Source organism: Streptococcus sp. CCH5-D3 (genome assembly GCF_001556435.1).
Taxonomy (GTDB): domain Bacteria; phylum Bacillota; class Bacilli; order Lactobacillales; family Streptococcaceae; genus Streptococcus.
In genome coordinates, this window is record NZ_LSIW01000060.1 from 125,070 (window position 1) to 147,726 (window position 22,657).

At 40.2% G+C, this 22,657-nt stretch carries 23 protein-coding genes; 4 read left to right on the forward strand and 19 right to left on the reverse strand.

The genetic code is table 11. The annotated features are described in order from the left end of the window. The first annotated feature begins 5 nt into the window (after positions 1-5). Positions 6-2,510, forward strand: a complete 2,505-nt coding sequence (gene recD2 / locus AX662_RS04255; RefSeq protein WP_060971709.1) for an SF1B family DNA helicase RecD2 — start codon at positions 6-8, stop codon at positions 2,508-2,510. Positions 2,511-2,561: 51 nt separating this feature from the next. Here the strand turns inward: recD2 and AX662_RS04260 are convergent, their stop codons facing one another. From AX662_RS04260 to tsaB, 5 genes are read right to left on the reverse strand one after another with little or no spacing between them, the layout of a single operon-like run. After that, a complete protein-coding gene (locus AX662_RS04260; protein WP_060971710.1) occupies positions 2,562-2,888 on the reverse strand; it encodes an AzlD domain-containing protein in 327 nt (108 codons plus the stop codon). Continuing rightward, positions 2,875-3,567 (reverse strand): AzlC family ABC transporter permease, encoded by a 693-nt coding sequence (locus tag AX662_RS04265; RefSeq protein WP_060971711.1) that lies wholly within the window; start codon positions 3,565-3,567, stop codon positions 2,875-2,877. The genes AX662_RS04260 and AX662_RS04265 overlap by 14 nt, the downstream gene beginning before the upstream one ends. 51 nt (positions 3,568-3,618) lie before the next feature. Continuing rightward, complete coding sequence (gene tsaD / locus AX662_RS04270; RefSeq protein ID WP_037599075.1) at positions 3,619-4,632, reverse strand: tRNA (adenosine(37)-N6)-threonylcarbamoyltransferase complex transferase subunit TsaD; 1,014 nt, start codon at positions 4,630-4,632, stop codon at positions 3,619-3,621. Then, positions 4,632-5,087 carry a ribosomal protein S18-alanine N-acetyltransferase gene (rimI, locus tag AX662_RS04275; protein ID WP_037599074.1) on the reverse strand — a complete coding sequence of 152 codons (456 nt, stop codon included), beginning with the start codon at positions 5,085-5,087 and terminating at the stop codon, positions 4,632-4,634. Before rimI ends, tsaD begins: the two co-directional genes overlap by 1 nt. After that, entirely contained in the window at positions 5,047-5,733 is a 687-nt protein-coding gene (gene tsaB / locus AX662_RS04280) for a tRNA (adenosine(37)-N6)-threonylcarbamoyltransferase complex dimerization subunit type 1 TsaB (protein WP_060971712.1), read from the reverse strand. Before tsaB ends, rimI begins: the two co-directional genes overlap by 41 nt. A gap of 260 nt (positions 5,734-5,993) precedes the next feature. Between tsaB and AX662_RS04285 the strand changes: the two genes are divergently transcribed. Further along, positions 5,994-6,224, forward strand: a complete 231-nt coding sequence (locus AX662_RS04285) for a DNA-dependent RNA polymerase subunit epsilon (protein WP_002884752.1) — start codon at positions 5,994-5,996, stop codon at positions 6,222-6,224. A gap of 4 nt (positions 6,225-6,228) precedes the next feature. Beyond that, the gene (gene rnjA / locus AX662_RS04290) at positions 6,229-7,911 is read left to right on the forward strand and encodes a ribonuclease J1 (protein ID WP_002884294.1); all 1,683 of its coding nucleotides are present in this window, start codon (positions 6,229-6,231) and stop codon (positions 7,909-7,911) included. A gap of 105 nt (positions 7,912-8,016) precedes the next feature. Here rnjA and AX662_RS04295 read toward each other — a convergent pair whose 3' ends face one another. From AX662_RS04295 to AX662_RS04315, 5 genes are all read right to left on the reverse strand, one after another. Then, positions 8,017-8,649 (reverse strand): CHAP domain-containing protein, encoded by a 633-nt coding sequence (locus AX662_RS04295; protein WP_048790111.1) that lies wholly within the window; start codon positions 8,647-8,649, stop codon positions 8,017-8,019. 186 nt (positions 8,650-8,835) lie between these two features. Then, a complete protein-coding gene (gene glnA, locus AX662_RS04300) occupies positions 8,836-10,179 on the reverse strand; it encodes a type I glutamate--ammonia ligase (protein ID WP_002884322.1) in 1,344 nt (447 codons plus the stop codon). A 48-nt stretch (positions 10,180-10,227) separates the two neighbouring features. Next, entirely contained in the window at positions 10,228-10,602 is a 375-nt protein-coding gene (locus AX662_RS04305; protein WP_004183576.1) for a MerR family transcriptional regulator, read from the reverse strand. 173 nt (positions 10,603-10,775) lie between these two features. Further along, positions 10,776-11,279 (reverse strand): FUSC family protein, encoded by a 504-nt coding sequence (locus tag AX662_RS04310; protein WP_002884568.1) that lies wholly within the window; start codon positions 11,277-11,279, stop codon positions 10,776-10,778. A gap of 191 nt (positions 11,280-11,470) precedes the next feature. Next, a complete protein-coding gene (locus AX662_RS04315; RefSeq protein ID WP_060971713.1) occupies positions 11,471-12,670 on the reverse strand; it encodes a phosphoglycerate kinase in 1,200 nt (399 codons plus the stop codon). 141 nt (positions 12,671-12,811) lie between these two features. Here AX662_RS04315 and AX662_RS04320 point away from each other — a divergent pair, with 141 nt between their 5' ends. Continuing rightward, complete coding sequence (locus AX662_RS04320) at positions 12,812-13,516, forward strand: hypothetical protein (RefSeq protein WP_060971714.1); 705 nt, start codon at positions 12,812-12,814, stop codon at positions 13,514-13,516. 111 nt (positions 13,517-13,627) lie between these two features. Here AX662_RS04320 and gap read toward each other — a convergent pair whose 3' ends face one another. The 9 genes from gap to rpe all read right to left on the reverse strand — a co-directional run bounded on the left by gap (position 13,628) and on the right by rpe (position 22,651). After that, positions 13,628-14,638 carry a type I glyceraldehyde-3-phosphate dehydrogenase gene (gene gap / locus AX662_RS04325; protein WP_014635067.1) on the reverse strand — a complete coding sequence of 337 codons (1,011 nt, stop codon included), beginning with the start codon at positions 14,636-14,638 and terminating at the stop codon, positions 13,628-13,630. Between the two features lie 187 nt (positions 14,639-14,825). Beyond that, positions 14,826-16,907 carry an elongation factor G gene (gene fusA, locus AX662_RS04330; RefSeq protein WP_002884537.1) on the reverse strand — a complete coding sequence of 694 codons (2,082 nt, stop codon included), beginning with the start codon at positions 16,905-16,907 and terminating at the stop codon, positions 14,826-14,828. A gap of 212 nt (positions 16,908-17,119) precedes the next feature. Continuing rightward, positions 17,120-17,590: a 30S ribosomal protein S7 gene (gene rpsG, locus AX662_RS04335; RefSeq protein WP_002884746.1), complete on the reverse strand. Its 471-nt coding sequence runs from the start codon at positions 17,588-17,590 to the stop codon at positions 17,120-17,122. Between the two features lie 18 nt (positions 17,591-17,608). Then, positions 17,609-18,022, reverse strand: a complete 414-nt coding sequence (rpsL, locus tag AX662_RS04340) for a 30S ribosomal protein S12 (RefSeq protein WP_002884809.1) — start codon at positions 18,020-18,022, stop codon at positions 17,609-17,611. A 228-nt stretch (positions 18,023-18,250) separates the two neighbouring features. After that, positions 18,251-19,066, reverse strand: coding sequence for a pur operon repressor (gene purR / locus AX662_RS04345; RefSeq protein ID WP_002891918.1), 816 nt, complete (start codon positions 19,064-19,066; stop codon positions 18,251-18,253). Between the two features lie 93 nt (positions 19,067-19,159). Beyond that, positions 19,160-20,101, reverse strand: coding sequence for a 3'-5' exoribonuclease YhaM family protein (locus AX662_RS04350; protein WP_002884679.1), 942 nt, complete (start codon positions 20,099-20,101; stop codon positions 19,160-19,162). Beyond that, a complete protein-coding gene (locus AX662_RS04355) occupies positions 20,091-21,365 on the reverse strand; it encodes a DNA recombination protein RmuC (protein WP_060971715.1) in 1,275 nt (424 codons plus the stop codon). The genes AX662_RS04350 and AX662_RS04355 overlap by 11 nt, the downstream gene beginning before the upstream one ends. 1 nt (position 21,366) lies before the next feature. After that, positions 21,367-21,999: a thiamine diphosphokinase gene (locus AX662_RS04360; RefSeq protein ID WP_060971716.1), complete on the reverse strand. Its 633-nt coding sequence runs from the start codon at positions 21,997-21,999 to the stop codon at positions 21,367-21,369. Continuing rightward, positions 21,992-22,651 carry a ribulose-phosphate 3-epimerase gene (gene rpe / locus AX662_RS04365; protein ID WP_014635070.1) on the reverse strand — a complete coding sequence of 220 codons (660 nt, stop codon included), beginning with the start codon at positions 22,649-22,651 and terminating at the stop codon, positions 21,992-21,994. The genes AX662_RS04360 and rpe overlap by 8 nt, the downstream gene beginning before the upstream one ends. Positions 22,652-22,657 lie beyond the last annotated feature (6 nt).

Sequence of the window (22,657 nt, forward strand, 5' to 3'; positions counted from 1 at the left end):
AACACATGCAAGAATTTTATTTTTCAGGAACTATCGAACGCGTCATTTTCGAAAACGCTAGCAATTTTTTTCGTATCTTACTCTTAGAGATTGACGAAACGGACAGTGATTTTGAAGACTACGAAATCATTGTCACAGGAACTATGGGGGATGTCATGGAGGGTGAAGACTATACCTTCTGGGGCCAACTAACCAATCACCCTAAATATGGGGAACAGCTACAAATGACCCGCTACGAGCGTTCAAAACCTTCTGCCAGCGGTCTTATCAAATATTTTGCCAGCGACAATTTCAAAGGAATCGGTAAAAAAACGGCCGAGCGTATTGTCGAAATTTACGGAGAAGATCCTATTGACAAGATTCTCGAGGATCCTAGCGAATTAGAGCAGATTCCCAACCTCTCCAAGGTCAATCGAGAAGCCTTTGTTGCTAAGTTAAAAATCAATTATGGAGCCGAGCAAGTCCTGTCCAAACTTTCTAGCTATGGACTCACACCAAAGGCCGCCTCACAAATTTTCAACCAATATAAGGAAGAGTCACTAAATCTTATTGAGGAACACCCTTATCTATTAGTAGAGGAGATTCAAGGAATCGGTTTTAAAATGGCTGACCAACTAGCTGAACGTCTTGGAATTGCTAGTGATGCTCCTGAGCGTTTACGAGCAGCCTTGATTCATTGTCTACTAGAAGCCAGTATGGAAGAAGGCGACACCTACATAGAAGCCAAAGCCTTGCTTGAACGGACCATCATTCTTTTGGAAGGTGCTCGTCCGATTGAACTTGACCCCGCCTTGGTCGCTAACCAATTAACCAATCTTATCCAAGAGGATAAGGTGCAAAATGTAGAGACTAAAATCTTTGATAATACCCTATATTTCGCGGAACAGGGCATTTATACCCACCTAACTCGTATCATGAAGGACCAACCTGACGTCAGCTCTGAAGACAAAATCTTAGACAGCCTTGAAGGGGTGGAAGAGGAGCTTGGTATTACTTATGATCAGGTTCAAAAAGATGCCATTATCAAAGCCCTACAAAGCAAAGTCTTCATCCTGACAGGGGGTCCTGGAACAGGGAAAACAACTGTTATTAACGGCATTATTAAAACCTATGCTGACCTTCATGGCCTAGATCTCAAAAAGTCTGATTTACCTATTATTTTAGCAGCACCAACGGGACGGGCTGCTCGTCGGATGAACGAACTCACCCAACTCCCTAGCGCCACTATTCATAGACATTTAGGCCTCAATAGCGAGGACGATTTTAAGACCTTAGAGGACTATCTCGATTGCGATTTGATTATCATCGATGAGTTCTCTATGGTTGATACTTGGTTGGCCAATCAACTCTTTGAAAGTATCTCTGATTCAACACAAGTTATCATTGTGGGTGACCAAGACCAACTACCTTCCGTAGGCCCTGGCCAAGTCTTGGCTGACCTTTTGCAGATTGATAACTTGCCTAAGGTTTCCCTAACCAAAATTTTCAGACAATCCGAGGATTCCACTATCGTTACCCTGGCTAGTCAGATGCGACAAGGCCAACTACCCGCTGATTTCACAGAGAAAAAGGCTGACCGCTCTTACTTTGAGGCCAATGCTAACCATATTCCACAGATGGTTCCAAAAATTGTCTCTGCTGCTATAAAGAGCGGGATTGCTGCTCAGGATGTGCAGATTCTAGCCCCCATGTACCGAGGACAGGCTGGTATTAACAATCTCAATACCATTATGCAAGACCTACTTAATCCTCAAGAAAAGGCCAATCAGTTCGCCTTTAATGATATCTTCTTCCGCAAGAACGACAAGATTCTCCATCTGGTCAACGATACAGAACTCAATGTCTTCAATGGCGACATCGGAATCATTACTGATCTCATTCCTGGTAAATATACTGAAAGCAAACAGGACGAAATTTACATGTCCTTCGACGGCAATGAGGTTATCTATCCTCGTAACGAATGGAATAAGATTACTCTGGCCTATGCTATGTCAATCCACAAATCCCAAGGGAGTGAGTTCCCAGTCGTTATCCTTCCCATCACACGCCAAAGTGGGCGTATGCTACAACGTAACCTCATTTACACCGCAATCACACGCGCCAAGAGTAAACTAGTCATGCTAGGGGAAATCGCAGCCTTCGATTATGCTGTTCACAACGAGGGGGCTAAACGAAATACTTATCTCATCCAACGTTTTGAACAAACTTATACACAAGCTGTTGATAAGTCTGTCGAGAAGATTGTTACAAACGAGGCAATAGACGCATCCAATCAAACCAAAAAGGAAAACAACGGATCCTCAGAACCCCTTGAAAACAAAGACATTTCGGGAAATATAAATCCATCTCCAACTCTTATTAACACTTATTCACAGCCTGTGGATAAGTCTGTTAACAAACCTGTGCAAACCGAAGAAAACTATCGTTTAACTGAAGATAATTGGTCAACTATAGATCCAATGATTGGTCTCAGTGAAGACGATATTGCTGCCTTTTTTAACAATAACTAAAAAAGACTTGGAAAGCAACTCACTAAGAGCAACTCCAAGTCTTTTCATTTACTAAAACACTAAACGAATCAGGGCCATCGACACTATACCGACGATTACTGCATAGAGCAAATTTTTGCTCTTAAATGCTACAATTACCGTTGGCACTGTAGCCAGTATTTCCATCCACTTAAACTGTGGCAAGTGACCAATCTTCTCAGTCGTAAGACTAGAGAGAATCAGAGCAAAGAGGATAGAAACTGGTAAGTAGTGCAAAAATCGAACAACGATATCTGGTAAGCCCTTGTATTTCACTAATACAAAGGGGAGAACACGGGGCACCCAGCTAACCACAAACCCAAGTAGAATGGCAATGAGAATAAAATTATTGACGGCCATCACACATCACCCCCACACTACATCCAACTAAAGTAGCCAGTAAAACAGCCAAAGATTCCGACAAGATGACACTAAAGCTCAGATAAGCCACAGCAATAGATAGTAAAATCAAGAATAGCTTACGCACTCCTTCCCCTAACAAAGCATCTATCTGACTACTTAACAAACCTATAAACATGGCAATCAAGGCAAAATCCAAACCAAAAAGCTCAGGATTAGGAATCATGGAACCAATCAAACACCCAACAACTGATGATACAATCCAAACCAGATAGCTGAAAATATTGTTCCCATGCATCCAGTTCGCAGAAATATCTTTATGATGCACATATTCTCCCAACAAGACACCATAACTTTCATCCGTAATCAGACTACCAATTTCCAGCTGATTCCAGAGGCTTGTTTTTGTAAAAATCGTCGTTGCATGTAAACTCATCAACATGTTACGCAAATTAACTAAGAAAACAGTCAAGGTTAACTCACCAAGGCTAGCTCCTGCAACTACTAATGCACACATAGCAAACTGAGCCGAGCCACCATAGACCAAGGCACACATGAGGCCAACCTCAAGGGCCGATAGACCAGAAGCCGCCGCTACAACACCAAAGGCTAGGCCAATAGCCACATATCCTAGGGCTGTCGGTACTGCAGCTTTTACACCTAAACGAAAGGCAGACATACTCAATTCCTTTCTAAAGGAACCTCTTACCAGACTAGTAAGAGGTTCTTCTTATTCTTCAAATCCTGCAAAGGCAAGACTTGGTTTTGCATTCAAGTCCAACTCAGCAAAATGTTTCTGATCACATTCAATGGCAGCTGCTAGGGCAATCATGCCAGCATTATCACCACAGAGACGTAAAGGCGGAATAACCACATCTACATCCGTAATTTCTTCAGCCAAACGTTCACGTAAGCCCTGATTAGCTGCTACGCCACCAGCAACAACAAGTGTCTTAACAGGATAACGTTCCAAGGCTTTCTTAGTCTTAGCTAGGAGAATATCCAACACAGCAGCTTGGAAGGAAGCACAAAGGTCCTCTTTGACTAGAACTTCTCCCTTCTGTTCTGCATTGTGATGCAAATTGATGAAAGCAGACTTTAGGCCTGAAAATGAAAACTCCAAGTGGTCTTCCTTAATCATAGCGCGTGGAAAATCATAAACATCTTTCCCTTTATGAGCCAATTCATCAATTTCACGCCCAGCTGGGTAGGTCAAACCCATCACACGCCCAACCTTATCATAGGCCTCACCAACTGCATCATCACGTGTCTCACCAACAATCTTGTAATTTCCTGGTTCTGACACATAAACCAACTCTGTGTGTCCCCCAGACACCAAAAGTGCTAGGAGGGGGTATTCCAACTCTTGCACCTCACGCGCTGCCATAAGATGCCCAGCCATATGATTAACTGGAATCAAAGGCAATCCATGTGCCCAAGCGAAGGCCTTAGCCGCTGCCATCCCGACCAAGAGCGCTCCGACCAAACCAGGACCATAGGTTACTGCTACAGCATCTAGTTGTTCAGCAGTAATGCCCGCCTCTGAAAGGGCATCCTTAATGCAAAGAGTCACCACTTCCACATGGTGACGACTAGCCACCTCAGGGACAACACCACCAAAACGTTTATGGCTTTCCACCTGACTGGCAATAATATTACTCAAAAGTTCCTTCTCATTTTTCAAAACGGCAACTGAAGTCTCGTCACACGAGCTCTCCACTGCCAAAATATATCTATCTGCCATTAGACTTCCTCTCGCCTCATGATAACTGCATCTTCTTGAGGCTCATGATAATAATTTTTCCGAATTCCTAGACTTTCAAAACCAAATTTTCTATAAAGCGCCTGAGCGACTTGATTTGAAGTCCTCACTTCTAGAAATATAGGCTCACTACGATCTTCCAAATGCTTCATCAACTGACTAGCATAACCACGCCCTTGATAAGCTTTTAAAACGGCGATATTGGTCACCTCGAGCTCACCCACCAAATTTTGAAGGGCTAAAAAACCAACAACTTCTTCCTGATCATACACATAGAAATATTCCGTAGTATCTAAAGCCAAGTCTGCTACGACTTGTTCCATCGTCCACGGAGACTTGTCATAAACATCCGACAAAATCTGATAAATCAGTTGGGCTTGCTCTTGGCTACTCAGTCTAGACGCGCTTGATGTAGTTGTCACGGTTAGTCTCCTCATGCGTCTTAAGCCAATTCTCCTCTGCCTCAACCCGCTTCAAGTAATGTGGAACAAAAGCATCCACATCAACAGAAGGCAAGGACAAGCCTAAAAGACCAATTAACTGAGCTGATGGAAGGTTAGACAAGATCGTTGCCTCTGGAAGACTTTCCTTAACCTGATCCACAAAATGAGCCACTTCACCGACAAATGTCACCTTTTCATAAACTTTAGCTTGCTCAAGAACATCTACAAAAGCTGCATGACGATCAGGGACGATAGCCTGACCATTTTCATAAAAACCAACGTAAACATTATTACGACGGGCATCCATGATAGGAATCACAACACCGTCAACCGAAAGGTTTGTCAGCGCCTGTAGACTTGAAACCCCCACTAAATCAATGTCAAGCGCATAGGCTAACGTCTTAGCTGTTGCGACAGCCACACGAAGCCCGGTGTAGGATCCAGGCCCCTGTGCAACCACAATACGTTCTAAATCAGACGGCTGCCAGCCTGCCTGAGCAACTAAAAAATCAATAGTAGGCATTAGACTAATACTGTGGTTCTTTTTTACTGTGACAGTTGTCTCTGCCACTAGTTTCTCATCTTCCAACAAGGCTACTGATAAAGCAGTGCTAGAAGTATCAAATGCTAATATTTTCATCTTTTTTCCTTGTTTCCTTTTATGCTTTTCTATTATAACACAAGTCACCGTTTCCCAGAAACGAACATTTTCCAACTTTTTCCGCCATTTTCTTTATCTAGCCCTTATCTTATGGTACAATAATAGTAATTGTTAAACGAATCAAGGCTACTAGCTATTACTCATAAAGTGAATATCATAACGTCAAGTAAATCATAGAAAGATTAACTTGACCGGTTTTTTTATAGAATGGCAGAGCCTTTTGGAAAGAAAGGAAAACCATGATTTATAAAGTCTTTTACCAAGAAACTAAAGAGCGTAATCCACGCCGTGAACAGACAAAATCACTCTACCTAGATATCGATGCAGAAACTGAACTTGAGGGACGTATCCAAGCTCGTCAAATCATCGAAAAAAACACTGCCTATAACATCGAATTCATCGAGCTCCTCTCAGAAAAAGCCCTTGAATACGAAAAAGAAACAGGCGTTTTTGAAGTAACGGAGTTCTAAGACCATGGCATCAAAAATCAATCTAAAACCTGAAGAAGTTGGGGTTTATGCGATTGGTGGTTTGGGGGAAATCGGTAAAAACACCTATGGTATTGAATACCAAGATGAGATTATCATCGTCGATGCGGGTATTAAATTCCCCGAAGACGATCTTCTCGGAATCGACTATGTCATCCCAGACTATTCTTACATCGTTGAAAACGTTGATCGTGTAAAGGCACTTGTCATTACCCACGGTCACGAAGACCATATTGGTGGGATCCCCTTCCTTCTTAAACAGGCAAATATCCCAATTTATGCAGGACCACTTGCTCTTGCTCTTATCAAAGGAAAATTGGAAGAACACGGACTACTTCGTGACGCACAACTCTATGAAATTAATGCTAATACAGAGCTTACTTTCAAAAATATGAGCGTGACCTTCTTCCGCACTACTCACTCAATTCCAGAACCTCTCGGTATTGTCATCCATACACCTCAAGGTAAAATTGTGTGTACCGGTGACTTTAAGTTTGACTTCACCCCAGTAGGTGAGCCAGCAGACCTTCACCGTATGGCTGCACTTGGTGAAGAAGGCGTTCTTTGCCTCCTCTCAGACTCAACCAATGCTGAAGTACCAACTTTCACAAATTCCGAGAAGGTCGTTGGTCAATCCATCATGAAAATTATTGAAGGCATCCACGGACGTATTATCTTCGCCTCATTTGCCTCAAATATTTTCCGTCTGCAACAAGCTGCCGAAGCCGCTGTAAAAACTGGCCGTAAGATTGTTGTCTTCGGACGTTCTATGGAAAAAGCCATCGTCAATGGGGTTGAACTAGGTTACATCAAAGTTCCAAAAGGAACTATCATTGACCCTAGTGAGATGAAAAACTACCATGCCAGTGAAATTCTTATCATGTGTACCGGTTCTCAAGGAGAGCCTATGGCAGCCCTTGCACGTATCGCTAACGGGATGCACCGCCAAGTGACACTGCAACCTGGTGACACTGTTATCTTCTCATCTAGCCCTATCCCAGGAAACACAACTAGCGTTAACCGCTTGATTAATACTATTCAAGAAGCTGGGGTCGATGTTATACACGGTAAAATCAACAATATCCATACCTCTGGACACGGTGGTCAACAAGAGCAAAAACTCATGCTTCGTTTGATCAAACCAAAATTCTTTATGCCTGTTCACGGTGAATACCGCATGCAGAAAGTCCACGCAGGTCTTGCTGTTGATTGTGGTGTTCCAAAAGATAATATCTTCATTATGGAAAATGGTGATGTCTTAGCCCTAACAAAAGACTCTGCGCGTCGTGCAGGTCACTTCAATGCTCAAGATATCTATGTTGATGGTAATGGTATTGGGGATATCGGAGCTGCCGTTCTTCGTGACCGTCGTGATCTTTCTGAAGATGGTGTCGTACTTGCCGTAGCAACTGTCGACTTCAAGTCTAAGATGATTCTAGCCGGTCCAGACATCCTCAGTCGTGGCTTCATCTACATGCGTGAATCTGGCGATCTTATCCGCGAAAGCCAACGCATTCTATTCAATGCTATTCGTATCGCTCTTAAGAATAAGGATGCTAGCATCCAATCTGTTAATGGAGCAATCGTCAATGCTTTACGCCCATTCTTATATGAAAAAACAGAACGTGAACCAATCATTATTCCAATGATTCTCACACCTGATAAATAAAAAAATAGTAGCTAGATGGCTACCATTTTTTTTTAAGTTTAAATCCAATCTGGAGCACAACCCTTCCAACAAGTAAAAAAAAGCGCTTATAACGCTTTTTTCATTTTATGCACCTGGATAAATGTAAGATACTGAACCTGGTGTAGTTGAGTTTTGTGGGTCAAACCAACCACGATAGTTGTTGATTTGTTGCTGGTTGTTATAGTTTGACTCCAAGATCTGAATTTGACCATCTTGACCAACTTCTGTTACATAACCAACGTGACCATAACCACCATCAGTCCAACATACAATTGATCCTGTCACAGGTGTTGAACCTACAGCGTAACCTTGGCTAGCAGCGCTTCCTGCCCAATCGCCACCATTACCCCACCAGTTACTTGCCCATGGAGCGACTTCCTTAACACCCCATGTACATTGACCAACTGGATAACGATTCCAAGTAGCATCTGAATCAGTAGTTGTTACCTCAGAAGAAGAAGCTTCTGTTGTTTCCTCAACTGCTGTCGTAGCACCTGAAACTTCCAAGCTTCCACCAGGAACAATTGTTGACCAAATAGTCATGCCATTTTCAGCTGCCAATTGATAAGGATCTACCCCATACTGACTAGCAATTCCGAAGAATGAATCGCCATTTTGAACTGTATAAGTATCAGCATTAACTGTTTGTGCGACTGTAAGACCGAGCAATAATGCACTTGAGGCTGCTGCCAAAGCAGCTTTTTTTGTAGTTTTCATATTTCCCCCTGAATAAGATTAATATAAAATTAGTTTAACACTCGCATATTTTAATGCGATTAAGGGAGAATAAAGAAATATGACAAAAGAAAACAGCTCAGTTAAAACTACGTAATTTGTCCAAGAACTTAATGAATTTAAAAGAAAAAGAAAATCAGGTTATACCTGATTTTCAAATTTAATTTCTTAATAAATGTCCAAGTAGTTATCAATTTCCCATTGTGAAACAAAGGTAGCATAGCTTGCCCATTCCATACGTTTCGCATCAAGGAAGTTTGTATAGATATGATTACCCAAAGCTTGACGAACCACTTCATCTGTTTCCAATGCTTTAAGAGCGTTACGAAGTGTTGATGGCAAATCAATAATACCAGCTTCTTTACGTTCTTCAGGAGACATTGAGTAGATATTTGTTTCAACTGGATCTGGAGCATCAATCTTGTTGATAATACCATCAAGACCTGCTTCCAAAAGTACAGCAAGTGCCAAGTATGGGTTTGCCATTGGGTCTACTGAACGCAATTCCAAACGTGTACCCATACCACGAGACGCAGGAACGCGGATTAATGGTGAACGGTTGCTACCTGCCCATGCAATATATACAGGAGCTTCGTATCCAGGAACCAAACGTTTGTAAGAGTTAACTGTTGGGTTAATAATTGCAGTATAGTTGTATGCATGTTTCATCAAACCACCAAGGAAGTAGTAAGCATCTTGAGACAATTGCATACCACGTGGATCCTCTGGATCAAAGAATGCATTTCCTTCTTCAGTGAAGAGAGACATGTTACAGTGCATACCGCTACCAGCAATACCATATTTAGGTTTCGCCATAAATGTAGCATAAAGACCATGTTTACGAGCGATTGTCTTAACAACCAATTTGAAAATTTGGATATTATCACAAGCCTTCAAAACATCTGTATACTTGAAGTCGATTTCATGTTGACCAACAGCCACTTCGTGGTGAGATGCTTCAACATCAAATCCCATTTCTGTCAAGACATTAACGATTTCACGACGTGTGTTATCTGCAAGGTCAGTTGGTGCAAGGTCAAAATAACCACCTTTATCGTTAACTTCAAGTGTAGGATTACCTTGTTCATCTAATTTGAAAAGGAAGAATTCTGGTTCTGGTCCAAGGTTAAATGATTTATAACCAACTTCTTCCATATGACGCAAAGCCTTTTTCAAGTTACCACGAGGGTCACCAGCAAATGGTTCACCTGCAGAGGTATAGATATCACAAATAAGACCAGCTACTGCACCATTTTCATCACCCCAAGGGAAAACTGTCCACGTATCAAGATCTGGGTAAAGATACATATCAGATTCGTTGATACGAACAAATCCCTCGATCGATGAACCATCAAACATAGCTTTATTTGAAAGTACCTTATCCAACTGTTCATCTGTCGCAGGAATTTCAACGTTCTTCATAACACCAAGAATATCAGAGAACATTAAACGCAAGAAAGTAACATTCTTCTCTTTGACTTCGCGACGAATATCAGCTGCTGTGATTGCCATAATAGGGGTCTCCTTTATAAAAACCAAAAATAAAAGTTCAAAGCGTAATTAGATACGCAAGTTACCAAATTGTTGTGACGGGGTCGTAAAACGGCCTTGCTGAAGGAGTTCATCATGCAAGATACGTCGAACGTCCGCATCTGTTAAAGCCGCTTGTTTTTGTTGGGCACGAACTTCACGCTCTTCGTACTCATGCTTAATCGCTGCAATATTGTAACCATCATCCAAAAAATCTTTGATTTCCAATAAACGATCCATATCATTTAATGAGTACATACGACGATTTCCAGCTGTACGTTCAGGTTGAATTAAACCTTGATCTTCATAGTAACGAATTTGACGAGCAGTTAAATCCGTCAATTTCATAACTGTTCCAATCGGAAAAACAGCTAGAGAACGCCTTAATTCTTTCTCTCTTGCCATGATCATCCTCCTTTCCTAACAATTATATTCTGAATATTTCTACATGTCAACAGTTTATGTTACTTTTTCTTACACAATGAGCAATTCCCGAACATTATATTGTGTATTCGCTCTAATTTAAGGATTTTATCAAAAAAACATAAAAAATAGAGTTCAATAGAACCCTATCATTCTTATTTTAAGTGTTTAAGTAACCAATCATAATCATAATTGACAAGGATTGCTATAAAGACTCCACAGAAAGTTTCAAAGACTCGAGCAATAACATAAGTGAAGGTATTATCAGGTGGAATAGACAAGGTAATAATCAGAAGTGCAGCCACCCCTCCAATAACACCAGATGCATTATTAAAAGACACATTAATGACAATCGTCAGCATGGTCAAAATTGGAACCAATAGCAAAGTCACCCAAACTGAATGATTAAACCACATATTCACAAAATAAAATAATAGCGACAAAAGCCCTCCAACCGTATTCGCAAAAATACGTGATTTACCAAACTGAATACTTCTATCAAAGTTTTCTCGAAGACTAAAGACTGCTGTCAAACAACCAATCTGAAGCCCTTCCCAGCCTAAAGCAGAAAAAAGACCTAAAACTAGAAAGACAGCAATCCCCGTCTTAAGTGTACGCATACCAAATTTAAATTTTTTCGGTTCAAATTTCAATCCCATTTTACTATTTTAACATGATTATGAAACTTTTGGCTACTTCTACAGTATTATGCCGCAAAGTTCAAACTAATAATCGCAATTTTTTGAGAGAAATTTACTTCCCAATAATAGTTTTAGCCTCTATCAAACAAATACGCAATGAGATAACACAAAAAAGAGTTGGTTCCCCAACTCTTTTCATCCTAATAGACTTATTTATCAGTAAGTGCAGCCAATCCTGGAAGTTCTTTACCTTCAAGAAGTTCCATAGAAGCACCACCACCAGTAGAGATCCATGAGAATTTATCTGCACGTCCAAGGTTGATCGCAGCAGCAGCTGAGTCACCACCACCGATGATTGATTTAACGCCTGGTTGTTTCACGATAGCGTCCATCACACCGATTGTACCAGCTTGGAAGTCAGGGTTTTCAAATACACCCATAGGACCATTCCATACAACTGTTTTCGCACCAGTCAAGGCTTTATCGAATTCAGCAATTGATTTAGGACCAATATCCAAACCAAGGAAACCTGGGTCTACTGCTTCACCTTCAGTGTCTTTCACTTCAGTGTAGTCAGCAAATGCATTAGCTTCTTTTGAGTCAACTGGCAAGATCAATTTACCATTTGATTTTTCAAGAAGAGCTTTAGCAACATCAAGTTTATCTTCTTCTACAAGTGAGTTACCGATTTCGATACCTTGTGCTTTGTAGAATGTGTAAGTCATACCACCACCGATAAGAACTTTATCAGCTTTTGCAAGAAGGTTTTCGATAACACCAATCTTATCAGATACTTTAGAACCACCAAGGATAGCTACGAATGGACGTTCTGGAGTTTCAACTGCTTCTTTGATGTAAGCAATTTCGTTTTCAAGAAGGAAACCAGCAACAGCTTTATCAACGTTTGCTGAGATACCAACGTTAGATGCGTGTGCACGGTGAGCTGTACCGAATGCATCGTTTACGAAGATACCATCTCCAAGTGATGCCCAGTATTTACCAAGTTCAGGATCATTTTTAGATTCTTTCTTGCCATCAACATCTTCAAAACGAGTGTTTTCAACCAAGAGAACTTGTCCATCTTCAAGAGCGTTGACAGCTGCTTCCAATTCAGCACCACGTGTAACGCCTGGGATAAATTTAACGTCTTGACCCAATTTAGTAGCCAAGTCAGCAGCTACAGGAGCAAGTGATTTACCTTCCTTATCAGCTTCTTCTTTTACACGTCCAAGGTGAGAGAAGAGGATTGCGCGTCCACCTTGTTCAAGAATGTACTTGATAGTTGGAAGAGCAGCAGTGATACGGTTATCGTTAGTGATCACACCATCTTTTACAGGTACGTTGAAGTCAACACGAACGAGAACTTTTTTCCCTTTCAAGTCAACATCTTTAACAGTCAATTTAGCCATTTGATCAGACTCCTTAATTTTTTAATACGTTTTCATTATATCACAAAATGCATAAAAGAGATAGCAAAATCAGAAGGATTTCTAGCTTATTGTCAGTATAATACATTTATCATATAATCAAAATAGAAAGGTAGAAAAGCTATGAAAAAACAACTAAACGAGAGTCAGAAACAAGCTGACTATGATCTAAATGTAATCCTCATTCTTACCCTTGTTCCTCTTCTCCTCTTTCTTACTTTTAAAGCAACTCTTTTTTCCTACACTACCCAAACCTCAGTACCGCTATGGCTTCGATTAATCTTATTAGCTAGTTGTCAATTTACCATTGCAGGCTTGGGAACCGGTACTGTTATGCTTTATCGTAAAGAATCTTTCAGACACTTTGGATTAATCACCAAAAATCTAGTTACCACCCTTTTTCAATCTCCTCTTATAGCCTTACCACTTATCATATTTAAAGGACTTACTCATCAGATTCATTCCTATCTACCTCTTCAATCAATACAATTAACAAAAGAAGTAATGAGACAATCATTTCCTAGTAATATCCTGGCATACCTATTCATCTGTCTTATTTGGGGATTCTGGGAAGGATTTAACTATGTAGTCATCGCTGAAAAGATACGCATACGTTTTCCATCTCCTTACACTTGGTTAGATAGTGGGGCAATAACTTGTGCGATTTTTTGCCTCCTTATCCATGGAATTATTGGTTTTGATATCTATACCCTATTTGAATCACTTACCGTTTTTATACTTATTTATGGTATGCTAGCCATACAAAAACATAATAAAAACGCCTGGGGTTGTGTCATGCTCTTTCTACTTATTTGGAATGCCTTCTAGCTTATTCATAAATCACAATACTACTGAGATTATAACAGCCAATTTATACGGCTGTTTTATTATTTTGAGAAATAAAAAAAGAGCCGAAGCTCTTCTTTTTATACAATTGAATTATTTAGCAATTTTTGCGAAGTATTCAAGAGTACGAACAAGTTGTGAAGTGTAAGACATTTCGTTGTCATACCATGAAACAACTTTAACCAATTGTTTACCGTCAACGTCAAGAACTTTAGTTTGAGTTGCGTCAAACAATGAACCGAATGACATACCTACGATATCAGAAGATACGATTGGATCTTCAGTGTATCCGTATGATTCGTTAGAAGCTTCTTTCATAGCTGCGTTTACTTCATCAACAGTAACGTTCTTGTCAAGAACTGCTACCAATTCAGTTACTGAACCAGTTGGAACAGGAACACGTTGAGCAGCTCCGTCCAATTTACCGTTCAATTCAGGGATAACCAAACCGATTGCTTTAGCAGCACCAGTTGAGTTAGGAACGATGTTAGCTGCAGCAGCACGAGCACGGCGAAGGTCACCTTTACGGTGTGGTCCGTCAAGAACCATTTGGTCACCAGTGTAACCGTGGATAGTAGTCATCAAACCTTCAACGATACCGAAGTTGTCATGAAGAGCTTTAGCCATTGGAGCCAAACAGTTTGTAGTACATGAAGCACCTGAGATAACTGTTTCAGTACCATCAAGAATATCGTGGTTAGTGTTAAATACGACTGTTTTAACATCTGATCCACCAGGAGCAGTGATAACAACTTTCTTAGCACCACCAGCATGCAAGTGTTTTTCAGCAGCTGCTTTAGTAGCAAAGAAACCAGTTGCTTCAAGAACGATTTCTACACCGTCGTTAGCCCAGTCAATTTGTTCTGGGTCACGTTCAGCAGAAACTTTAACGAATTTACCGTTAACTTCAAATCCACCATCTTTAACTTCAACAGTACCGTCGAAACGACCTTGAGTTGTGTCGTATTTCAACAAGTGTGCAAGCATAACTGGATCTGTAAGGTCGTTGATGCGTGTAACTTCAACACCTTCTACGTTTTGGATACGACGGAAAGCAAGACGACCGATACGACCGAAACCGTTAATACCAACTTTAACTACCATTAGTGATTTCCTCCTTATGAAAATCAAATAAATATAATTTTGAGAGCAAGCTCTCCCTATTGTGAAAAGATTAACTTGAACGCTTTCAATTCAACCTTTCAACAGTCATATTATATAATTTTTTTCAAAAAATTGCAAATAGAAAAGGCACTTACTTTCATAAGTACCTTAACTTTATAAGTTCTAATTAAGCTTCACCAGAATTTTTCTTGATGATTTCTTCTTGAACTGATTTAGGAACATCTTCATAGTGGTCAAATACCATCATGAATGTACCACGACCTTGAGTTGCAGAACGAAGTGTTGTTGCATAACCGAACATTTCAGCAAGTGGAACATATGCACGAACGATTTGGCTGTTACCGTGTGCTTCCATACCATCAACACGTCCACGACGAGCTGTAACGTGACCCATAACATCACCAAGGTTTTCTTCAGGAACAGTGATTGTTACAAGCATCATTGGTTCAAGGATAGTTGGTTGTGCAGTCTTAGCAGCTTCTTTAAGTGCAAGAGACGCAGCGATCTTGAAGGCAGTTTCAGATGAATCGACATCGTGGTATGAACCATCGTAAAGCTTAGCTTTGATGTCAACCATTGGGTATCCAGCAAGGACACCGTTAGCCATAGATTCTTCCAATCCTTTTTCTACTGCAGGGATGAATTCACGTGGAACCACACCACCGACGATAGCATTTTCGAATTCGAATCCTTTACCTTCTTCGTTTGGAGTAAATTCAATCCAAACATCACCAAACTGACCTTTACCACCAGATTGACGTTTGAAGAATCCACGTGCTTGTGTTCCAGCACGGAATGTTTCACGGTAAGATACTTGTGGAGCACCAACGTTTGCTTCAACTTTGTGTTCACGTTTCAAACGGTCAACAAGGACATCAAGGTGAAGTTCACCCATACCAGAGATAACTGTTTCACCAGTTTCAGGGTTAGTTTCAACACGGAATGTTGGATCTTCTTCAGCAAGTTTTTGAAGACCGATACCCATCTTATCTTGGTCAGCTTTAGTCTTAGGCTCAACCATCAATTGGATAACTGGTTCTGGAACTTCGATTGACTCAAGAATAACTTTAGCTTTTTCATCAGTCAATGAGTCACCAGTTGTAGTATCTTTCAAACCGATAGCAGCAGCGATATCACCAGCGTATACTTGTTCAATTTCTTGACGGCTGTTAGCGTGCATTTGAAGGATACGTCCGATACGTTCACGTTTACCTTTAGATGTGTTCATTACATATGAACCTGATTGAAGGATACCTGAGTAAACACGGATAAATGTCAAACGACCTACAAATGGGTCAGTCATAATCTTGAAGGCAAGAGCTGCAAATGGCTCATCATCAGATGCTGGACGAGTTTCTTCTTCGTCTGTATCTGGGTTGATACCTTTGATTGCAGGGATATCAAGTGGGCTTGGAAGGTAATCGATAACCGCATCAAGCATCAATTGAACACCTTTGTTCTTGAAGGCAGAACCACAAAGAACTGGGAAGAATTCAACGTTGATTGTTGCACGACGGATAGCTGCTTTCAATTCCTCGTTAGTGATTTCTTCACCTTCAAGGTATTTCATCATCAAATCTTCGTCAGTTTCAGCAACTGCTTCGATCAATTTTTCACGGTATTCGTTTGCTTGATCAACGTAATCAGCTGGAATATCTTCTTCAAGAATATCTGTACCAAGGTCATTAGTATAGATTTCAGCTTTCATTTTAATCAAGTCAATGATACCACGGAAATCATCTTCAGCACCGATTGGCAATTGGATTGGGTGTGCGTTTGCTTGAAGACGATCGTGAAGTGTGCTTACTGAGTAAAGGAAGTCTGCACCGATTTTATCCATTTTGTTGGCAAATACGATACGTGGAACACCATACTCAGTTGCTTGACGCCAAACTGTTTCAGTTTGAGGTTCTACACCTGATTGTGAGTCAAGAACGGTTACGGCACCATCCAATACACGGAGTGAACGTTGTACTTCGATTGTGAAGTCCACGTGTCCTGGTGTATCGATGATGTTAACGCGGTGACCATCCCATTGTGCTGTTGTAGCGGCAGATGTGATTGTGATACCACGCTCTTGTTCTTGCTCCATCCAGTCCATTTGTGATGCACCTTCGTGAGTTTCACCGATTTTGTGGATTTTACCAGTGTAGTAAAGGATACGCTCTGTTGTAGTTGTTTTACCGGCATCGACGTGGGCCATGATACCGATATTACGAGTTTTTGCAAGTGAAAATTCGCGTGCCATTAGGTTTATTCTCCTATAAATATTTTAGTTTACTTATTTATTATAACATTATTGTCAAAAAACGGATAGGCAGGACCTACCCGTTTTTTCACTAATATTTAACTGGTTTTCAAATGATATGAATAATATTATTTGAATTCAGAGTCAGCCTATTACAAATCCATAATCTTAGCTTATGAATATATGACTGTAATTCAGCTTGAAACTTATGATTACCAGCGGAAGTGTGCAAAGGCACGGTTTGCTTCAGCCATTTTGTGAGTATCTTCACGTTTCTTAACTGATGCACCAGTGTTGTTTGCAGCATCCATGATTTCTTTTGCAAGACGATCTTTCATAGTGTGTTCACCACGCGCACGTGATGCGTTAACCAACCAACGAAGACCAAGAGTTGTACGACGTTCTGGACGAACTTCAACTGGGACTTGGTAGTTTGAACCACCGACACGACGTGCACGTACTTCAAGTACAGGCATGATGTTGTCCATAGCTGTTTCAAATACTTCAAGAGCATCGTTTCCAGTTGCTTCTTTGATTTGCTCGAAAGCATCGTATACGATTGTTGCAGCAGTACCACGTTTACCGTCAAGCATTACACGGTTGATAAGACGTGTAACGATTTTTGAATTGTACAATGGATCTGCCAATACTTCGCGTTTAGGCGCTCTATTTTTACGACTCATTTTATCTTATCTCCCTTCTTATCCTTTAGGACGTTTAGCACCGTATTTAGAACGGCTTTGTTTACGATCAGCTACACCTGCAGTATCAAGTGCACCACGGACGATGTGGTAACGTACCCCTGGAAGGTCTTTTACACGTCCACCACGGATAAGAACAACGCTGTGTTCTTGGAGGTTGTGTCCGATACCTGGGATGTAAGCAGTAACTTCGATAAGGTTGCTCAAACGTACACGAGCGAATTTACGAAGGGCTGAGTTAGGTTTCTTAGGTGTCATTGTTCCAACACGTGTTGCAACACCACGTTTTTGTGGTGAAGATACGTTAGTTTGAACTTTTTTGTGGCTGTTGTAACCAACGTTCAAAGCTGGTGATTTAGATTTTACAACTTTTGATTGACGTGGTTTACGAACCAATTGGTTAATTGTAGGCATCTACATTCTCCTGTGTTTTTTTATTTTTGGTTGATATGGCACTTGGTGACAGCCCATATCTGTGTGTACTTTTGCAACTTATGTCAGCACGTCTCTGTACACTTTTGAGAGACCAAAAGTAAAAAGTACCGTCTAATATAGTATCATTTTTTGATAATTATTGTCAAGACTTTCTTGTTAAAAAGAAAAATTCCTAATCGTTAAATTAGGAATACTATCGTAGATTAATTATTTGTCAAAAATATTACCGACTTCAACTTCTACCTTCTGTGCTTTTACATCAATGTCAGAAACAGTAAGTAGGGATTTATATTCATGGATATCACGGTCACCTTTAGCATTTTCTGCGAATACAGCTACACCTACTAACTCACTATCAAATTCTGAAAGCAAGCTAATCATACCCGTAATGGTACCACCACCTTTAAGAAAATCATCAACAATAAGGACGCGGCTATTTGGTTTCAAACTACGTTTTGAAAGGAACATCTTTTCAATACGATCACTTGAACCACTAACATAGTTTACCGATACGGTTGAACCTTCTGTAATTTTCAAGTCACGACGAACGATAACAAATGGAATGTTCAAGACATCTGCTACTGCATTTGCTAAAGGAACTCCTTTAGTTGCAACTGTCATAACGGCATCAATTTTTTGCCCTTTAAAGGCACTGGCAATGATACGACCAACATTTTTCAAAATAGACGGTGTACTCAGTAAATCAGATAGGTAGAGATAACCACCTGGTAAGATACGATCACTCTCGGAAAGACGTTTACAAAGATCTTCAACCAGACTTCTTGCATCTTCATCAGAAATAGTTGGTGTAAACATAACGCCACCAGATGCACCCGTTACTGTTTCGATTTCTCCTATTTGACTTTCCTCAAAAGCTTTTTTAATGATAGCAACATCTTCTGAGATTGAAGACTTTGCAGCTTCATAACGTTCTGCAAAGGTGTTGAGGCTTGTCAATTGATAAGGATTATTAATCAGGTAGTTTGAAATCACTACCATGCGCTCACTTCGTTTTAATTTCATATGTTACCTATATTTTCTGTACTTTTTAACTATTATACCATAATACAGCAAAAAACGAACATTTTCATATGAAATGCTCGCTTAATTTCGATTTTAATCAAATTTTGGCTTGTAGAAAGAACGATTATCCATAGCAAAGAGACGATTTGTCATTTCTCCTGGACCTACTAGGTTAAGGGCTGTCGTCATCATCATCATACTGGCATCAAGATTATCAATCATATGAATAATTTCTGCTTCCATAATACGAGGTCGCACTGGGCTACCATACTCTAGTTGTCCGTGGTGGCTGAGAATAACATGACGCAAAACAACGACATCCTCACGCGTATCATCAATATTGAGCTCCATGAGCACCTTAGTGATTTCTTCATCAATCAAAGCAATATGACCAATCAAGTTTCCACGAACCGTATACTCAGTATTTTCAGGACCAGTAAGTTCAATAACCTTAGCTAAATCATGAAGCATAATTCCGGCAAAGAGTAGACTCTTATTGAGCTCTGGATAAATATCTCCAATGCTGTCCGCTAAGCGAACCATAGTAGCTGTATGATAGGCTAGTCCACTTTCAAAGGCATGATGATTTGTTTTAGCAGCTGGAAAAGTGAAAAACTCTTTATTATACTTTCGATAAAGGGCACGAACAACACGCTGCCAAGTTGCTTCCTCAATCTTGAAAATCATTTGCTCTAGGTATTCGCGTACTTCGGAAGGATTTACTGGTGGTTTCTCTTTGAAATCAGCTGGATCATTTGGCTCACCAAATGTAGGCAAGCGTAAGGTAATTTGGTTTACCTGAGGAGTATTATTATAAACCTCTCGACGTCCCTCCATATGCACTACTTTACCTGCGGTAAATTCTTCGACATTATAAGGTTGAGCATCCCATAGGTTGCCTGAAATCTCTCCAGTATCATCCTGGAATGTAAAGGCAATGTAATCCTTTCCTGCTCTTGTCTTACGTACCTCTGCACGCTTAATCAGATAAAAACCTTCAAAATACTCGTCTTTTTTCATTTGATTAATCTTCATGCTTGTCCTCGTTTTCTAATCGTGGTAAATCCAACAAACTTTGTGTCGCACTGTCTTGATAGGTTTCAATTGTATCAAGAGCTCTAACAATTGCCCTACTCCTTGTGTTAAGAAGACTATCGACGGTTTTACTTGCTGTATTCAATTGTTTCTGAGCTTTAGCTAACATATCTCCAAACCTGCCAAACTCTAGTTTGACGTTGCCTAAAATCTTACTAATATCATCCGCATTCTTTTGAATATTCAAAGTTCTAAATCCTACAGACAATGAATTCAAGAGTGCTGATAAGGTTGACGGACCTGCGATAACAATATTCTCCTCGCGACGAAGGGCGTCAAAGAAGGCCGGTTGACGTACTACCTCAGCATAAAGTCCTTCCGTCGGTAAAAATAATATACCAAAATTTGTAGTTTCAGGTGGGTTAAGATACTTCTTGTTAATATTCTTTGCAAATCGCTTAATACTAGTCAGAAGTGACTTACGGTGATTCTCAATCTCCTCTTTATTACCAGACTCATAAGCATCTTCCAGACGATAGTAATCTTCCAAAGGAAACTTAGAATCAATGGGAAGGTAGATATATTCATCTTTATGGTTTCCTGGCATTTTGATTGCATATTCAACTCGTTCACTTGAACCTGATACCGTAGGAAATTCTCGCTCGTACTGATTAACAGTCAATATGTCTTCAATAATTTGCCCTAATTGAAGCTCTCCCAAAATACCTCGTGTTTTTGTATTTGAAAGGACCTTGTTAAGACTTCCAACATCCTTGGCTACATTTTTCATTTCCCCCAAGCCCTGGTTAACCGACTCTAATTGTCTTGAAACCGTCTCAAAAGAGGCTTGTAAACGTGTTTGTAAGGTTTGCTCAAGTTTCTCTTCAACTGTCTGACGCATTTGTTCCAAACGTTTCTCATTGGAATCCTGCATATCTTTAACAGCTTTGGTTAAGCTTTGGTTTATTTGCTCAAGACGTTGGTCAGAACGGTCTCGATTATCAGACAAATTTTGATGTAAAACCTCTCGGATATCTGTCAACTGTTGATATAGTTCCATCTGCAATTGATTCAATTGCTTTGTTGTTTCCAGTTGGTTTGTCTTAGCAAAACTTTCCAATTGAAACGAAACTTGATCTGAAAGATTATCTGCATTTTCTTCCAAACTCTTATTAATCTGTTCTTTTAACTCCATATTCTTCAAGAAAAGAACAATAAGAATCCCCAAGCTTAATAAAGTTAAAAGTGAAAGTAGATAGATCATACTAACTCCTATCTTTAGTCTGGATGACAATCACATATCCATTTGGCACAAGCACTTGAATCGGACCATCAACGAATTCATTGCTAGAATAGATTTTCTTCTGGAAATAATTCATACTAGTTAATTCGTATTTTGCTCCCAAAATCGTCAGTTCTCCATCACCTTCATGTAAAAAAGAAACATATGTCATTCCGGGTTCTGGTAAAACTTTATGACTTCCTTCTGGATAATAAGTAATCTTATTTTGCTTATCTCGCAAACAGATACGCCTCATAAAAGGAGCTAATTCAGGATCGCTGACCAAAAATATATTTGATAACATATGATCAATTCTGCCACCAAAAGCACCGAAAATAGTTACTTCCGCCTCAGGATATAACTGAAATATAATTTTTAAGGCTAACTCTGTATCCGTATCATCCTTTTCAGCTGGAGCAATCATACAATCTTTGGCAGCTGATTGAATCATCTTTAACTCTGACCGAGATACTGAATCAAAGTCTCCGACAGCCAAATCAATAGGTAAACCTAACTCCAACAAACGTAAGCATGCGCGATCCACCCCAACAAAATAATCAAAATCGGTAGTGAACCACTCTAGCTCACCACCGACAAATAAAGCTATTTTAGGCATCGATAGCATCACGAAGCGTTTGAACTTGCGCTGTCAAATCAGGATTTTTGAAGAGGTAAGAGCCCGCTACAAAAACATTAGCCCCCGCCTTGGCACATGCTGCAATAGTGTTGTTATCTACACCACCATCAACTTCAATATCGAATGAATAGCCACCTTTTTCACGAAGCTCCACAACACGCTCTACTTTAGACATCATTTCTGGAATGAACGCCTGACCACCAAAACCTGGATTTACAGTCATGATAAGTACTTGATCCACTAAATCAAGTACAGGAATAAGTGCCTCAACTGGGGTTCCAGGATTAATCACAACACCTGCTTTCATACCAGCAGCTTTGATTTTCTGGAGGGCACCATGGATATGCTTAGTGGCTTCAACATGAATGGTCATGATATCTGCACCAGCTTGTGCATAGGCATCCACATAACGCTCAGGATTAACAACCATAAGGTGGCAGTCAAAAACTAACTTGCTGTGTTTACGCATGCTAGCAACCACATCTGCTCCCCAACTGATATTAGGAACAAATTGACCATCCATAATATCAATGTGAACATATTCCGCACCTGATGCATCAATACGAGCTAGTTCTGAAGCAAAATTAGCGTAATCAGCAGCTAGGATAGAAGGAGCAATTTTATATGACATGAGAGA

What these genes read in the sequence shown, in the direction of transcription:
- purR (WP_002891918.1), bottom strand. Translation starts at nt 19,066, where the DNA reads ATGAAATTAAAACGAAGTGAGCGCATGGTAGTGATTTCAAACTACCTG.
- rnjA (WP_002884294.1), top strand. Translation starts at nt 6,229, where the DNA reads ATGGCATCAAAAATCAATCTAAAACCTGAAGAAGTTGGGGTTTATGCG.
- AX662_RS04315 (WP_060971713.1), bottom strand. Translation starts at nt 12,670, where the DNA reads ATGGCTAAATTGACTGTTAAAGATGTTGACTTGAAAGGGAAAAAAGTT.
- AX662_RS04320 (WP_060971714.1), top strand. Translation starts at nt 12,812, where the DNA reads ATGAAAAAACAACTAAACGAGAGTCAGAAACAAGCTGACTATGATCTA.
- AX662_RS04350 (WP_002884679.1), bottom strand. Translation starts at nt 20,101, where the DNA reads ATGAAGATTAATCAAATGAAAAAAGACGAGTATTTTGAAGGTTTTTAT.
- AX662_RS04260 (WP_060971710.1), bottom strand. Translation starts at nt 2,888, where the DNA reads ATGGCCGTCAATAATTTTATTCTCATTGCCATTCTACTTGGGTTTGTG.
- AX662_RS04305 (WP_004183576.1), bottom strand. Translation starts at nt 10,602, where the DNA reads ATGGCAAGAGAGAAAGAATTAAGGCGTTCTCTAGCTGTTTTTCCGATT.
- gap (WP_014635067.1), bottom strand. Translation starts at nt 14,638, where the DNA reads ATGGTAGTTAAAGTTGGTATTAACGGTTTCGGTCGTATCGGTCGTCTT.
- rpsL (WP_002884809.1), bottom strand. Translation starts at nt 18,022, where the DNA reads ATGCCTACAATTAACCAATTGGTTCGTAAACCACGTCAATCAAAAGTT.
- rpsG (WP_002884746.1), bottom strand. Translation starts at nt 17,590, where the DNA reads ATGAGTCGTAAAAATAGAGCGCCTAAACGCGAAGTATTGGCAGATCCA.
- rimI (WP_037599074.1), bottom strand. Translation starts at nt 5,087, where the DNA reads ATGAGGAGACTAACCGTGACAACTACATCAAGCGCGTCTAGACTGAGT.
- AX662_RS04265 (WP_060971711.1), bottom strand. Translation starts at nt 3,567, where the DNA reads ATGTCTGCCTTTCGTTTAGGTGTAAAAGCTGCAGTACCGACAGCCCTA.
- rpe (WP_014635070.1), bottom strand. Translation starts at nt 22,651, where the DNA reads ATGTCATATAAAATTGCTCCTTCTATCCTAGCTGCTGATTACGCTAAT.
- recD2 (WP_060971709.1), top strand. Translation starts at nt 6, where the DNA reads ATGCAAGAATTTTATTTTTCAGGAACTATCGAACGCGTCATTTTCGAA.
- AX662_RS04295 (WP_048790111.1), bottom strand. Translation starts at nt 8,649, where the DNA reads ATGAAAACTACAAAAAAAGCTGCTTTGGCAGCAGCCTCAAGTGCATTA.
- AX662_RS04360 (WP_060971716.1), bottom strand. Translation starts at nt 21,999, where the DNA reads ATGCCTAAAATAGCTTTATTTGTCGGTGGTGAGCTAGAGTGGTTCACT.
- AX662_RS04310 (WP_002884568.1), bottom strand. Translation starts at nt 11,279, where the DNA reads ATGGGATTGAAATTTGAACCGAAAAAATTTAAATTTGGTATGCGTACA.
- glnA (WP_002884322.1), bottom strand. Translation starts at nt 10,179, where the DNA reads ATGGCAATCACAGCAGCTGATATTCGTCGCGAAGTCAAAGAGAAGAAT.
- fusA (WP_002884537.1), bottom strand. Translation starts at nt 16,907, where the DNA reads ATGGCACGCGAATTTTCACTTGCAAAAACTCGTAATATCGGTATCATG.
- AX662_RS04355 (WP_060971715.1), bottom strand. Translation starts at nt 21,365, where the DNA reads ATGATCTATCTACTTTCACTTTTAACTTTATTAAGCTTGGGGATTCTT.
- tsaD (WP_037599075.1), bottom strand. Translation starts at nt 4,632, where the DNA reads ATGGCAGATAGATATATTTTGGCAGTGGAGAGCTCGTGTGACGAGACT.
- tsaB (WP_060971712.1), bottom strand. Translation starts at nt 5,733, where the DNA reads ATGAAAATATTAGCATTTGATACTTCTAGCACTGCTTTATCAGTAGCC.
- AX662_RS04285 (WP_002884752.1), top strand. Translation starts at nt 5,994, where the DNA reads ATGATTTATAAAGTCTTTTACCAAGAAACTAAAGAGCGTAATCCACGC.